Source organism: Verruconatronum alginivorum (assembly GCF_056590205.1).
Genome location: NZ_JBWPVQ010000001.1, coordinates 656,011 through 671,287, shown reverse-complemented (window position 1 = coordinate 671,287; position 15,277 = coordinate 656,011). Strand labels below are relative to the sequence as shown.

Annotated in this window: 10 protein-coding genes; 9 read left to right on the top strand and 1 reads right to left on the bottom strand. The window is 56.4% G+C overall.

The window, feature by feature from the left end:
* Positions 1-141 precede the first annotated feature (141 nt).
* Together ACWUI2_RS02240 and ACWUI2_RS02235 are read left to right on the top strand one after the other, a co-directional pair.
* Positions 142-378 (top strand): antitoxin VapB family protein, encoded by a 237-nt coding sequence (locus tag ACWUI2_RS02240; RefSeq protein WP_486981236.1) that lies wholly within the window; start codon positions 142-144, stop codon positions 376-378.
* A complete protein-coding gene (locus tag ACWUI2_RS02235) occupies positions 366-761 on the top strand; it encodes a type II toxin-antitoxin system VapC family toxin (RefSeq protein ID WP_486981235.1) in 396 nt (131 codons plus the stop codon). The genes ACWUI2_RS02240 and ACWUI2_RS02235 overlap by 13 nt, the downstream gene beginning before the upstream one ends.
* 51 nt (positions 762-812) lie before the next feature.
* Here ACWUI2_RS02235 and ACWUI2_RS02230 read toward each other — a convergent pair whose 3' ends face one another.
* The gene (locus tag ACWUI2_RS02230) at positions 813-1,061 is read right to left on the bottom strand and encodes a helix-turn-helix domain-containing protein (protein ID WP_486981234.1); all 249 of its coding nucleotides are present in this window, start codon (positions 1,059-1,061) and stop codon (positions 813-815) included.
* A 482-nt stretch (positions 1,062-1,543) separates the two neighbouring features.
* Between ACWUI2_RS02230 and ACWUI2_RS02225 the strand changes: the two genes are divergently transcribed.
* The 7 genes from ACWUI2_RS02225 (at position 1,544) to ACWUI2_RS02195 (ending at position 15,187) form a co-directional block, all read left to right on the top strand.
* Positions 1,544-2,023: a hypothetical protein gene (locus tag ACWUI2_RS02225; RefSeq protein WP_486981233.1), complete on the top strand. Its 480-nt coding sequence runs from the start codon at positions 1,544-1,546 to the stop codon at positions 2,021-2,023.
* 14 nt (positions 2,024-2,037) lie between these two features.
* A complete protein-coding gene (locus tag ACWUI2_RS02220; RefSeq protein ID WP_486981232.1) occupies positions 2,038-2,583 on the top strand; it encodes a hypothetical protein in 546 nt (181 codons plus the stop codon).
* 1,089 nt (positions 2,584-3,672) lie between these two features.
* Complete coding sequence (locus ACWUI2_RS02215) at positions 3,673-9,594, top strand: RHS repeat domain-containing protein (RefSeq protein WP_486981231.1); 5,922 nt, start codon at positions 3,673-3,675, stop codon at positions 9,592-9,594.
* Between the two features lie 142 nt (positions 9,595-9,736).
* Positions 9,737-10,327, top strand: a complete 591-nt coding sequence (locus ACWUI2_RS02210) for a hypothetical protein (protein ID WP_486981230.1) — start codon at positions 9,737-9,739, stop codon at positions 10,325-10,327.
* 515 nt (positions 10,328-10,842) lie between these two features.
* Positions 10,843-11,223, top strand: a complete 381-nt coding sequence (locus ACWUI2_RS02205) for a DUF4870 domain-containing protein (protein WP_486981229.1) — start codon at positions 10,843-10,845, stop codon at positions 11,221-11,223.
* A 96-nt stretch (positions 11,224-11,319) separates the two neighbouring features.
* A complete protein-coding gene (locus ACWUI2_RS02200) occupies positions 11,320-14,142 on the top strand; it encodes an AMP-binding protein (protein WP_486981227.1) in 2,823 nt (940 codons plus the stop codon).
* A gap of 634 nt (positions 14,143-14,776) precedes the next feature.
* Entirely contained in the window at positions 14,777-15,187 is a 411-nt protein-coding gene (locus tag ACWUI2_RS02195) for a helix-turn-helix domain-containing protein (protein WP_486981225.1), read from the top strand.
* Positions 15,188-15,277 lie beyond the last annotated feature (90 nt).

Sequence of the window (15,277 nt, the reverse complement as noted above, 5' to 3'; positions counted from 1 at the left end):
CCTAGCCGGATCCTGCTTTGTAGCGATGACAGCGCGCCATTCCCGACCTGTAGTCTTTGCGCGGAGGCCTGGGGAGTTTCGACCGGTCGAAATCCGGAGCTTCGAATTGACGAAGCCTGTTTCCTGTGTATTGATCTGTGTATGGGCACAAAAACACTGTCGGTGGATGAAGAGGCTTACCGGGCTCTTGTTCGGGCGCGCCGACATCGGGGCGAATCGTTTTCCAAGGTGATCAAGCGAGCCAAATGGGACGATGGACCGAAGCGGTGCGGCGATCTGCTCGCCCGTGCCTCCGGAGCGGTTTCGGATGCCACGTTGGAAAGGCTTATCGAAGCCCAGAGAAACGACCGGCCGCCCGCGGACAAATGGAATCGTTGATTTTTGACACCACGTTTCTGATTGATTTTCAGCGGGAACGAAAGGCCGGCAAATTGGGGAAAGCGCACAGGTTTCTCGAAAGCCACCGCGAGAAGGCTGCCTATCTTTCGATTATAGCCTACGGAGAGTATGCGGAGGGCTTTGAAAACCGTGAAGATCCTGCGTTTGTATCTGTTGTGGAGTCGTTTGAGATTCTTCCAGTCACACGTTCCGTCGCGGATCATTATGCGCGAATCACCCGAAGTCTTCGAGCGGCTGGTCTGATGATCGGGGCCAACGATCTCTGGATCGCCGCCGCCTCCCTCGACTGCGGGTTTCCTCTCGTGACCGACAATACGGACCATTTTGGACGGGTGGAAGCCATTCAGTTACTCAATTACTAAGGGGCCCGATCGAGACGAGCGTCGCAGGGCTCCTGATGGGCGGGAAGTTCATCACTTTTCGCCGAACAGCCAAGCTACGGTGACTTTGAGGCTTTTAGCGATAGCGGCAATTTCGTAGTCCATGACGTAACGTTCCTGGTTTTCGATCCGGGAAATGGCGGACCGATCGATGGTCAAGCCACGCGCGGCCAAGCGACCAGCCAAGTCCTGCTGGGAAACCGAGGGCTTGCAGGCCAACCGAGCCCGGCGAATTCGTCCCCCAATTAAATTACGTGCCGGCCCTTGAAGCGTTTTTTTCATTCACGTGCGCAATTCACACGCTTGACATTGGAGCACGAAACCTCACTAGATGTGTGTGATATTCACACACAAATGCGGTATTTAAGAAAACCGTTGACAACATCGTTCTACTCACGGAAACCCTTGAACCGGAGGAAAATCTAATGAGAAAGAAAAAAGCTGCTTCCTTGATCCCCACGATTTTCGCGGGAGCGATTGCGTTGTTCGTGTCCGCTGATTCTGCTTTTGCCCTGTCGAGTACGGAGGCGGACGCCATCGTCGAAGCGGAGATAACTGCCCAGGCTGAACGGGAAGCGGATAGGCGGAACGAACTCCTGGAGGCGCCAGCAGTCCAGGAATGGACATTTGATCACGCGGGACACCAAACTCTCTTCCGACAAGTTGCGCAACCAGCCAGAAAGACGTCGACCGCCGCGGAAGAGACCGGAGCGACGGAGCTAACGACGGAAGATATTCCTCTTCTTGATCCGGAGCGAAAATCAATGAACCTCACCCTCTTCGTAACGGTTTGGGATGATGAAATGACCAAAATTCAGGTGGCGCCGTTGAGCGATGGCGTCACAGTCCTCAGCAATGTGGCATTTACCTATTTGCCCCCCATCGAAAGCCTGCGAGCAGGGGACTTTTATTTTTCGTATTTCAGCTTCGTAACGAAGGTCGAGTCGGACTCAACCAACGAGACAAACCGTCCGGACTCCACGATCTTTTCCTCCTCGTTCCCCGAATATGTCGTTTTCTCCAAATCTGAAACGGAGGTCTCTCCCGATCTTCTGGAGGCGATTGACGCTCTTCATGTCCACTACGTTCAGAATGAAGCGAATTTCGAAGCGCGAGCTCAGCGGGCGGAAACTCTCAGGGCGGCGCATGAACGTTATCGTCAAGCCCACCCGCCAGCTCTCCGAGAGACCGTGGTTAACTTCTTCCCAATCCGAAGCCGGATCCATTCCGAAAACCCCGAGTAAAAATTCTCCCCACCATGAAAAGAACTCTTCTCGACCGTTTCGCTCCCTCCGGCCGTTTCGCTCTAGCGACCACGGGTGTTGTACTATCCAGTGGGCTTCTTGCCACTTCAAGCGTCCCTGCGGATGAGGGGCTGGCGATCGTGCATGATCGCGGCACCGACGCGTTCCACCTCTCTTGGCAGGGCGCACTCGATCACACCTACTTCGTCCAATTCAGCCCCGATCTGGCCTCCGGTTGGATTTACGTGCCGTTGATCGAGCAAGGCTCCGACGACGAAATCATCTGGGGGTTCCACCTCGCCGGAGATCCCGGCCGGGGATTCTTCCGTCTCCGTTTCACCGACCTGTTCGCCCCCGATCCCTACCTCTCGGTCTTCGGCGGCGACGGCATCCCCAGCGGCTGGAAACTGGAGAACGGCCTTGATCCGTTCGGCGACTACACCGGTCTTTCCCCCGAGGGCAGCGCGCTCACTTATTGGGAGCTCTGGCAGCTGTCGCTTGAAGGCGGCCAGGATCCGGCGGCGGCAAACGCTGCTGGACTGATCGTGCATTCGCCGTAATTTGAGATAACCCATTTTCAATTTCGTTACGGATTATCAATAAAACCATCTCATTATGATTCTTGTATGCTCGATAAAATGCCATTAAGATTAATTCTTATACTATTGTGTTTATTTGGGCATAATTTGATGGGGGAATCCCCCTGCGGAAATTTGGTTTTCAAAGGTAAGATCACAGTGGGGGGAGAAGCAACATTAATAGCTGATTCTGTAGAGGTATCCACTGAAAAAGGAGGGTTTATCCAATACAACCCAATCGAATTTGAACGAAATAAATATTTTCTCGAGAAAGTTTTTCACGGGAAAAATGATTTTGCTTATGGTGGTTTTTGGGATTGCCTTGATCACGAAGGCTATCACATGTGGGACGGTAGCTTGAAGTACACCATAAGCTCCGATGGAACAGCACAGTATGATTCTGATAATTCCCTTGTCACTCGACATTCTTGGACTACGGAAAGTGGAAGCGGATCGTTTCCTGTAAGTAATGCGGAGTTCAGTAGCATCAATTTAATGCTCGCTTGGGCGCCGAATCATTTTATTATATACTATAAGTCAGATCAAGCAGAATTAACAGGAACTTATGAATGCCTCAACGGCTATAAGTTAATGGGGACAATCTTCGAAACATTAGAGGACGAATTTACGACTAATCGGCTGATTGAAACGGCATTGAAAATACTTCCTCCTTTTGCCGGATTTGATAGCTCCAAGACTGTAATAGGACAGGGTGACTCGGGAAACTCCTTTAGAATGCTCCCTTCTAATGAATCAACATTTAGCTTTCGTCGGGTGAAGTATAAGTGGATGTTTGACCCAGATCCCAGTGGAATAACCACGCTGACCTGGGTTGAACGGTTTCAGCCTGAGGGAGGGGGGGATCCGGTATTTACGCCAATGCCTCCGTTTGTCTATCATGGATATGGTCCTGGGCAAGTAGAGACTTCGGTCTATGACCTATCCGAGCCTGAAGAGAATGGAACAAAGACCGTTATATTGAGCGGTTTTAGTGCGGCTTTCGATTTTTGCCCAGTTGGCGATTATGAGGTAACGTTCACCTATTTCGACGGTAATGGGACTGAAAGCCCGATGGATTTGAAAGAACGGCAGGACGTCGTTACGGTTGATGACGTGTCCCAGCCGTATATCCTGGTCAAGGAATTGCCGACTGGGGTGACCAGTGCCGGGCAAATCAAAGCGGTGGCGCGCTTGCTTGAGCGCAGCCGTACGCCGGGTAGTGACGATGGCGGTCATAATTCGAGCGCGAGTTGGTCGGTTTTCATGGGCGGATACGAGAACGGTCGGTCCGCGGGCGCAATCCGTTTTTACCAGCAGGAAGTCACCGCGGAAAGTTATGGCCCGGGTGTTTTGACCTACGGCTTGGCCGGTCAGTCGGAAATCGACGTCGTTTACGATTCCGATGGTGCGCTGCGGCAGGTCTTCGCTCCCCAGGCGTTCGCCGATATCGTGACCGAATACACGGTTTCGGATGATATCGATTTTTATGAGATCCGTTTCTATCATCCCACGGACATCGGGAATTTCAACCCGGCTTCCGGCCTTTACGAACTGGCCTCCGAGGTCGATCCGATTGACGATGCATTTTCAATCTGGCGCGTCGACAATCCGAATCCGGCGACCACGACCCAAATCAGGATGCGTCAGATGGTGGGAACGCCGGTGACCCGTCATTTCACCCATGACGATGCGGCTGACAAGTGGACGTTGGCTACTGGAAACGGGTTGCACACTGTTTCACGGGAAACCGACTCGTCCGGACCGGACCGGATCGTCACGACCATTGTCAGCGACAATGTTTTCGGCGAAATCAGCAAAATTTCCGAAACCTTCCGGACGTTTGGCTGGGGCGAGGAACGGGTCGAAGAGGTGCGCGATCCCGGAGGCCGTAACCTCACGACCACTTGGGATTATTACGTCGATCCAGCCGACGGATGGCGCGTGGGCAAACTGAAATCCCGATCCGATTCCAACGGATATTGGGAAGTTTACGATTATGATCCTCTCGGCAGGCGGACCAAAACGATTTCTTCGTGGGAGGGCTCCCTCCTCGCCGACGCCGGAACCGAATCCTACCATAAGGTCGAACAAATCGCCTATTGGGAAGAGGATGTGAATGGCGATGGTGTCCGGGAACGGATTCAAAGCACGGTTGTAAAGATCAAGAATCATGAGGTCTCGCGGCGCTATCGAGTCGAGTGGGGGAATGGTTTCGAGGAGCCGAATCCCAATTATTTGCCCGGCATGCCGTATCAGCCGCCTTATCGTATGACCAGCGTTTCCAATATCCGGGTCGGCACGCCGGGCTGGGAATTGGACAACGAGAACCATCCGGCCAATCTTATCACAACCACCCACACCTATGCGACGGGGCCGTGGAAAGGGAAACCTCGCCGGGTATTTCATTCGAACGGCACCGTCACCCTCTATTCCTACGTCTCCGTCAATGGCGCCCTCGTCACCACCATCGCCCGAGGAGAGCCGGCCGGGGATGGCGAACTGGTCGATGCCATCGCCTCCGGCACGGTCACCGTCACCACCGTCGATTCCGCCGGAAACACCGTCTCCGAAATCGAACGCGATTTCCGGGAATTCGACCTCAAGTTGACGACCCTCGTGGAGGATCCCGGTGGCGGATTCATTCCGACTTCACCGGAAGGCCTTCCGCTGAGCGGGGACAATATCGTCCACATCGGGCGCGATCCAGAAGGCGAAATCCTTTTCCGCGTTTTCGACCGGACCGGACAAATGCTCGCCGATAAATCGAAGACCAGCTTGGCCGAGGAAAATCCCGAGATCCAGGAACTTCAAGCGCTGATCGACAGCCTCATCGGGGTCGCCAGTCCCGAGCACATCGCGATTCTCCTCGATCAACTCGACGATCTCCACGAAGCGCTCTTCGCCGATCTCGACCAATTGCTTGATGGCGCCTGGGAAGCGAGTGAACTTTCGGCCGTCGAGAAGCGGAGCCTCGCCGCCGAAGTGTTACGGCTTCTCGGTCTCACGGAATTCGACAACAGCGTGACCCTTTCCGTCCGCCAGGTCGATTCCAGCGACGATTTCGGCCGTCCGCTGATCGTCTCCTATCCGCTCGACGGCACATCGGAAATCTTCACTTACGGCGACTTCGGCCAAATCGCCACCCACACCGCCCGGGACGGCACGGTCACGACGCACACCCCGGACGCCCTCGGACGCACGGTCCAAACCACTCGCAACGGCATCACCGAAGCATACGGCCTCGACGGAAACGGACGTCGCCGCACCGTGACCCGCCTCGGTTCCCCGGCCACTCTCCTCCAGGAAAACCACTTCGACCTCGCGGGAGATTTGGTTTGGTCGAAGGACATCGCCGGGGAAACCACCGATCACACCGAAGAGATCGACTCCGCGACCGGCCTTTGGAAACGGACCGTGGAATACCCCGACGGCGGGACCCGGATCGAGCTGAGCTATCCGGACGGAACCCTTTTCAAAGTCGAAGGCACCGCCGCCGCCCATCGCCAATACGAATATGGAACCACCACCGACGGCGAACGCTGGACCCGGGAGATTTTCCTCAAGCCCGGTCCCCATGCCACCGCCGAATGGGTGAAAACCTACACCGATATGCTCGGCCGGACCGTTCGCCGCGAATATCCGTATCCCTCCGGCGCCGACGAAACCTGGGAGTTCAACCAGCTTGGACAACTCGTCGCCTATCGCGACGCCGACGGAGTCACCCGGCGTTTCGCCTACAACGGTCTCGGCGAACTGGAGATCACCGCCGTGGCGATCGACGGAGCCACCGGTATTTCCTTTGACGGCGAAGACCGCATCCGCCGCACCACCCGCAGAGTGCTTTCGACGAGCCACCCCGCCAACACCCGGGGCGAAGACATCATCGTCACCATCGAGGAGGCGTGGACCGAAGATAACGTCGACAAACCCGTGGAAATTTCCCGGCACGAAACCACCACCAGCGGGCTTCGCAGTTGGGAGGTCCGCGGCGGAGCCACCAGCAGCGTCACCACGACCCGCGATTTCTCCGGATCCTCCCCCGTCCGCACCGTCCACAGCACCCGCCCCGACGGATCGTATTCGATCACGGAATACCACGGCGGTCGACTTCATCGCGAGGCCCGTCACGGCGGGGACGGCACTCTTCTCCATGAAACCGAGTACGAATATGATTCGCTTGGCCGCCTGGAGTTTGCCGACGACCACCGCAATGGCCGAACCACTTTCCAATACGATGCGGCCGACCGCCTCTGGAAGGTGACGACCCCGCCCCCGGCTGATGGGCAATCGTCGCAGACAACCGAATACGGTTACGATTCGATGGGCCGGCAAAACAAGATCGTCCATGCTGACCTCGCCGAGACCCATTTTGAATATTGGCCGAACGGTCAGCTCAAGAAAACCTGGGGCGACCGCACTTACCGCGTGGCCTACACCTACGATTTGCAGGGACGCAAACAGACGATGACCACCTGGCGAGCCTACCCCTCCCAGGCTGCCCTTACCACTTGGAATTATCATCCCCAGCGCGGCTGGCTGGAGAACAAACGCTACAACGACAACAAAGGCCCCGAATACACCTACTGGCCCTCGGGACGGCTGAAAACCCGCACCTGGGCGCGGGAAGTGGACAACCAGCCGCTCGTCACCACCTACACTTACAATGAGGCGGGTGACCTTTGGACCACCGTCTACACGGATGGCACACCGTCCGTCACGCATACCTATGACCGTCTGGGACGCCTCAAGACCACCGAAGACGCCGCCGGACTGCTCACCCGCGGTTACACTACCGCCGGTTTTCTCGAATACGAAGATTACACCGGCAGCGGTCTCCTGGGAGGGGTGAGCATCGACCGGGAATACGACCCGCAGCATCGCCTCCGTTATCTCGCGACGGATGCGGGCTACGGCGCCGGCTACCTGTTCGATGCCGCCGGTCGCCTCAACCGCATTTCCGAAGCCCATCATCGCGCCGATCTCGGCTACGAGTCCGGCACGGGGATCCTGGAAAGCGTCGACATCCGCCGCGTCGGCACGCTCCGCCTCCGCCACGAACGATCCGTCGACAAACTTGTCCGCGTCGAGTGGATGAAAACCATCGTGGATGGCGCGCCGGTGGTTCGACGCGATTACACGCACAACGCCGCCAACCAGCGCACCATCATCGAACACGAAGACGGCCGCGCCTGGCATTACGGATATGACAATCTCGGGCAAGTGACGTCCGCCCATAAACGCCTCTCCACCGATCCCCAATCCGCCATCCTCCCCGGCTACAGCTTCGGCTACACCTTCGACGGCATCGGCAATCGGGAAACCGCCACCCGCAACAGCCGGACCGCCACCTACACTCCAAGTTTGCTAAACCAGTACGAGCAGCGCACGGTCCCCGCCTATATCGACGTCCTCGGCGAAGCCCTCCCGGCTGCCACAGTGACCGTGAACGGTCAACCCACCCAGCGAACCGACCGGGATTTCCACCGGGAGGTAACGATGGACAACAGCCCCGGCCCGGTGCATAGTCCAATCATCGTGGAAGCCGAAATCGACAACCAACTCGTGGACGAAACCCGCTGGGCCTTTAAAGCGGAGGACCCGGAAACCTTCGTTCACGATTTGGATGGAAACCTCGAATCCGACGGCCGCTGGAATTACTTCTGGGATGGCGAGAACCGGTTGAAGGCCATGGAAACACGCACAAACGTCGCAACTGCCATCCCCGACCTCAAACAGCGTCTCGAATTCGCTTATGATTACCAGGGGCGCCGCATCCGGAAATTGGTGAAGGAATGGGTAGCCAACGACTGGGAGCCCGTCAAAGACCTCCGGTTCATTTACGACGGCTGGAACCTCGTCGAGGAACGCGATGCCCTGAACGGCAACGCCGTAATCCGTAGACATGTTTGGGGGCCGGACATAAGCGGCTCCATGCAAGGCGTTGGGGGAGTCGGCGGTTTGCTCTGGACGCAAACGCCGACGCAGACATTCGCGGCAAGCACGGACGCCAATGGAAATGTGGTCGCGTGGGTGAACACCGCGACCCTCGCGGTTGCCGGCCGCCTCGATTACTCGCCGTTTGGCGATCCGATCGTTCAAACCGGCGTGGCGAAGGAATTGCCGTTCGGGTTCAGCACCAAATATACTGATGCAGAAACCAGTATCGTCTATTATGGTTACCGATACGTTGATCCGGCAACTGGCCGGTTCCTGAATAGGGATCCGATTGAAGAGGATGGTGGAATCAGCCTCCTCGGTTTCTCTCAAAATGACGCCATTAATTCCGGTGACTATCTAGGGTTGTGGCAGATTCATTTCACCAACGCGAACCTGCGAAGACAAACGGACACATCATTTACTTGGTCACCAACCGCTATGCAGCGTATTGTCAATGCGCAAAGTAAGGCGATAATAATTGCGGAGGACTTAAAAATTATTATGGACACTTATCTGGACCAGATTGACAGTCTGTATTGTCCAGGAAGAGGACGAAACACTTATCGTCGAGCCGTTATGTATATGCGTGATACCCAAATCGAGGCTCTGGCCGCTCTTAGATCAGCTCGAAAACTATTCGTGCTGCCGGGCAAACGAGATGCCGACGCATGGGTGGTACCGAACACCCACTCAGAGCATATCTGGTTTAATACAGATAATTTGAACCCCAGTGGTATAAATTCGTTTCAAATGGGACGAGTCTTCCTACACGAAACAACGACGTTAATAGGGAGAACTCCGCAAAGAGATGGTGACTTCCGGATGTTTAGACCTAAGACCTCGATGGATTTTGCCAGAAATGCGAATTTCCAATCTGATCTGGCGGATCGCCTTGAAGGCAGCGGGTTGAACATCGTTGTGTTCAGGTTAATAATACAAGATATGGAACGTAGTGCCGGAAGTAGTGTGACACTTAGCATGCGGCGAGGTCCGCGGGAAGGGCTGTGTCGGGTTGATGGTAAAAATCTTGGCGATCATTCTGATGCCAGTTTTTGAATGCACTTTCGTTAATTGGCTGATTCGTCCTAGCATGATATCATAAAGTATGAGGTGGAAAAAACTTATTCTAATTTACCTATTAGGAATGGTATTTGGCCTTTTGTTTCTGGTATTTAATCGGCCTCACCGGTTACAGGATATGTGGGATTATTACGGAGTAGTAAATGCCGATTTTGTTTCGGTTAAAGAATACGACGGTAGAAGCGGCATGATCAGCTTTCGTGCATGGGGACAGTCGCCGTTAAAATGGGGATGGAATCCACCCGAGAGTTTTCGCTACAGGCGCTTGAATATCAGTATCGAGGATGATTTCCGATCGCCAGAAAGGAGTTCGAAGGCAACCGGGACCTTGGATTTGATTACTATGGAATATTCTTTGAACGGAGAAGTTGGAATTCTTTCCGAGAACGTCCTGGCGGAGTTGTTCGCAATCAAGGAAGATCAAATTCAGCCAGAGATCACGAGAATCTTTGAGTTTTTAGTTCGTGCGAGGGATGGAACGTTGCCGCCAAGGCCGCCAAGGCGAATTACCGACACTTTTTCAACAATTGAAATGCATGAGGATCTTCAAATGTATGGGAACCTTCGGCACCAACTGCGACAGGGTTTCTTTCCTCGTTGGTCAGCGTTTGCTTTTGGAATATGGACTCTCGCCTTTGTCATAATGGCGATCCTATTGAGAAATCCATCTAAGGGCTTTGGGCGGTTGATCAAAGGAACCGGTCAGTAAATGGCCGGGGCTTGTCATTAAATTACCATTGCCGAGACAAGAGTAATCGTCCCGGTCGCGGCGGGGTCACGGTCGCGGCGGGGTCAGGCATCAAATTGCAAATTACCGGGACTGTCTACCCGGATCCGAAAGAACGACTGGAGTGTGACTATGACCATCGGGGAGATCGCATCCGGAACTATGAGCCTAGGTCGCTAAGATTTGCCAATTATTTGCCAGAAAAGAGGAATTGCACTGCTTTTATGTTCATCTACTTACACGGCTTATGATTTCTAAGATGCTGATAAATGCATCTTAACATAATCGCGATGCAGTATTAGGAAAACTACTATCGGGTTCGAATCCCGCTGGCACGACGCCCGAATAATCGGTTTCGCGGACATCTCCTTCCTGCATCTGCGTATATCCGCGAAATCTGCGGTTAATTTTTACCTGCGGTGTGATCTGCGGATCTGCGGTTCCCGTCGCTTCCCGGATTGACAACTTTTCCGTGCGGCCGATTTTTGAGGAGGACCATGGACGATCAACGAGCACCAGCCCTTTCGCCGGACGGCGTTCCGCAGAACGAACGTCTTTGGGCGACGTTTGCCCATCTCTCCGCTTTGCTCGGCTATGTCGCTTTTCCGATCGGTTTCATTTTGGGGCCGTTGATCATTTGGTTGATCAAGAGAAACGAAATGCCGTTTCTGGATGACCAAGGCAAGGAGGCGATTAATTTCCAGATCACCATGACCTTGGCCGCCGTCGTCGCGGGCATTCTGGTTTTTGCGGTGGTCGGTTTCGTTTTACTGCCGGTAATCGCGGTCATTCACCTGATTTTGGTGATCGTGGCGACGATCAAATCGAACGAAGGGGTGGCTTATCGCTACCCCCTTTGTCTCCGGTTGGTTAAGTAGAGTAGGCGGCGGATGTCGGCTGGCGGGGCCACCCGCGTCAATTCCGTTTCGGGACCGTCGATTTGCGCGGGCGGCGGGATCGAATAAAGTAAAGGCATGGCAACGCGCGACTTTGCAGATTGGAAGTCATTGTCGGCGCTGGCTGACCGGCTTCAGGAGTTCGGGGACCGGCCCGCCGTGATCCGTTTCACCCGAAAAGATAAAGAGGAGTGGCCGTTCGAACGATTGGCCCGGGAGGCGGCCGGGATGACAGGAGGACTTCGGGCGCTCGGAGTCGAAAAGGGGGAACATGTCGCGGTGATTGCCGAGCCGTCTCCGGAGTGGTTTGTTACGGCTCTGGCGATTCTGCGCATCGGGGCGGTTTTGGCGCCGATCGATACCCAAATGTCGGACGAGGATCTGGAGCGGGTGCTGGCGGACTGCGATGCGAAACGGGTTTTCGCTTCGGACCGGGTGGCGCGGCGCCTGAAGGAGATCGCCGGAGACCGCGGGTTGAAGGTTTTCGTGCTTGGCGCGCGGGATGACGACCACGAAGGGAGGGAAGGGGAGGTTGACGAGGTCGACGGATGGGCTGACCTCTGCCGTCACGACCCGGTGCCGGCGGCTGAGGTCGGCGAGGAGGAGCGGGCGGTGTTGTTTTACACTTCCGGGACGACCGGACCGCCGAAAGGGGTGCCGCTTTCTCATCGCAATGTGGTGTTTCAGATCCAGGCAGTAGCCAAGACCGGCTTGGTGAAAGATGGCGACCGGATGTTGTTGCCGCTGCCGATGCATCATGTGTATCCACTGGTGATCGGTTTGTTCACCCCGCTGGCGCTGGGAGTGACGATTCTGTTGCCTCACTCATTGACCGGTGAGGCGCTGGTGCGGGCGTTGAATCAGGGAGAAGGGTCGGTCATTCTCGGAGTGCCCCGGCTTTACCGGGCGTTATTCGAAGGGATCCGGGGGAAGGTCGGTGGTGCGGGCCGGTGGGCGGCCGGGCTCTTTTCGGGAGCAATCGCGCTCGCCCGGGTTTCCCGGCGGATCGGGGTGCCCGCCGGTCGTTTTCTATTCAGTCCGATCCGGCGAAAAATGGGGGCGAAAATCCGCATGTTGGCGTCGGGGGGATCGCCGCTCGACCCGGAATTGGCCGAGAATTTGGAGGCGTTCGGCTGGCCGATCGCGGTTGGATACGGGTTGACGGAAACTTCTCCGCTTTTGACCTTGAAGCGTCCGGGGGAGGGAGATTTTTCCACGGTGGGCAAGCCGATTGAAGGAGTGGAACTCAAGATCGATCCTGATGCTCTGCCGGAAGCGGAACGGGAGGCCCAGGAGGCTGGAAAACGTGACCATGAGCGCGGGGAAGTGTTGGCGCGGGGCCCTAACGTCTTTTCCGGTTACCATAATCTGCCGGAAAAGACCGAAGAATCGATTCAAGAGGGCTGGTTCCGGACGGGGGACCTCGGTTACCTGGACCAGGATGGTTACCTTTATCTCGGCGGACGCGCCTCCGCGATGATCGTGCTTGAAGGGGGAGAAAACATCGACCCGGAATCGATCGAAACGACGCTGAGCGCGGCGGAGGAAGTGGCCGAGGTCGGCGTCTTGGAGGAACGGGGAAAACTCGTCGCCCTGGCGGTGCCGGATCGGGCGGTGTTGCGGGAGCATGGGCGGGAAGAGGCCCCGCGCATCGTCAAGAAGGCTCTCGAACAGCGGGCGGCGTCGCTGGCGAGTTACAAGCGCCTGTCGAACATTGAAGTGGTTCGGGAGCCTCTGCCGAAAACCCGGTTGGGGAAAATTAAGCGCCACCGGTTGGCGGAACAATACGAAGCCGCGAAGAAAGGAGAAAGCGGGGGTGACCGGAAGACTGGTCCAGTCCCGATCGAACAGCTGGGGAGCGACGACCGGGTGCTCCTGGAGAATCCGCAGGCGAGGAAGCTGTGGAATTTGTTGGCTAAGCGTTACGCGGATCGACAGTTGACGCCGGATGCCAGTTTGGAACTCGATCTCGGCATCGATTCGTTGGAGTGGGTCGAATTGTCGTTGTCCGCCCAGGAGCGGACCGGCGTGCCGATCACGGAGGATCTGATCGAGCGGGTGGAGACCGTGCGCGATCTGCTGGAGGCGGCCGCGAACTCGGAGAAGGAGGAATTGGCCGAAGGAAAACGTCCGATCGAGGAACCGGAGGAAGTTTTGAATGACTCCGACAAACGCTGGGCGACGCCATTGGGGGCGGGAATGTCGGCGGTGACTTCGATGGTTTACGGAGTTTCCCGGGCGGCGGCGACCTTGTTGGGCTGTCGGTTCCGGGGGCATGGATTGGAAAACCTGCCGGAGAAAGGGCCGTATATTCTGGTGCCGAACCACATCAGTTTTTTCGATGCGCCGGCGATAACCTGTGCGTTGGGCCATGGTCGGTTCAAGCGCTATTTTTGGGCGGGGAACGCGGAGATACTCTTTCGCGGCGCGTTCCGGCGCTGGGTGAGCCGCTTGTTCCAAGTGGTGCCGATCGATCCGAAACGAGGTCCCTTGTCGAGTCTCGCCGTCGGAGCCTTGGTGATGAAGCGAGGGCATCGGTTGGTCTGGTTTCCTGAAGGGAGGATTTCGACCGACGGCAATTTACAGTCGTTCCAGCCGGGGATCGGTTTAATCGTGGCCCATCACGAACCGTCGATCGTGCCGGTGTTTATCCGTGGGACGAGGGAAGCGATGCCGTTGGGACGGAAATTACCGAAAGGCGGCGAAATCGATGTCTATTTCGGTAAGCCGATCGAGGCGGGGAAATTGAAAGAGGAAGCCGGTCGTCTGGACGATGAGGAAGGGGAGATGCATCAACGGATCGCCCGGGTGCTGGAGCGGGAGGTGCGGCGGCTCGCGGAAGAATGCGGCCACAAAGAGGAAAGGGACGTCCCTACGGAGGAGGACCGGGAGGCTGCGTAATCCAATTGAAGCGGCCCGGGAACGCCCCGGCACTCCAAAGCGCATAGATAGATCCGGGCGGCCTCGCGTTTCGCCTGGGGGCCCGGGAAATGGGGAACCGCCACCCATCTGAACGGTTACCCATTTCCCGGCAGGCCACCCCGGGCATTATGGCTGCTCCATCCGCTGCCTCAAGGGGAGCGGGGGTAATCGATGGAGCCGGCGCCCCGGGGAAGGTCGTTTCCTGCGATGGCGGAAAGTTGTTGTTTCAGGCGGCGGAAGCAGTCCGGGCAGCATCCGTGGGAAAAAATCGTGCCGGGGTGTTTTTGCCGGAAAGCGGCCTCGCGCAGTGGCAGGTCCGGACAGTAGACGCAGATGACTTGGATCGGCGCGGCCGGCTCGGGACATTCTTCAGCCGGGGAAAACGGTGAAATGGCGGAAAGGGCGGTCATTCGCTCACCCCCGAATCCTGCTCGACGACCACCCGGGGCGATGGACCGCGGAAGGTGTTTCCGCGGTTCGGGGCGATCGTGGCGATCGCTTTGGAATGGTTCGGTTGAATGTCCATTTTTGATAAGTTCTGGAACTTTCAGGATTGAGTGTCGGGGTGCAAGAAAAAAGTTGCCGATTGTTAAAAGTTTCTTAACTTGCCCTCATGAGTTATTTTTCGGCCGCTTTAGAGCGGGCCATGGAGGATTTGTCCATGTCCCAACAGGATCTCATTGGCGCCACTGGAATTCACCGCACCAGCATGAGCAGTTATGTTCGCGGGTCGGTTCCGGTCGGACCGCGGATTTTGCGCCGGATCGCCGGGGCTTTCCCCGAAACGGTTCGTCCCAATCTCGTTCGCGGATGGTTGTTGGACCAGGTCCCGAGGGAAATGCAATCCATGGTTGAGGTAGTTCCGCAAACCGTTCTGGTGCAAGAGGACCGTCCGCCGATCGCTCCCGATTGTCCGGAGGATGTTCGGCGCAGTTTGGACGTGTTGGCCCGGCGCTCGGTCGACGCTCCGGTGCGGGATTTGATTTTGGACCTGGCCCGCGTTCTTTCCGACTCCAGGAATTAAAACGTTTTCAACCTCGGGGTCCGCCGGGGATCCTTTGCCGGAAGCGGTTCGCGAACGTCGAACCGCTTCTTTTCTTGTTTGTCGTCCCGT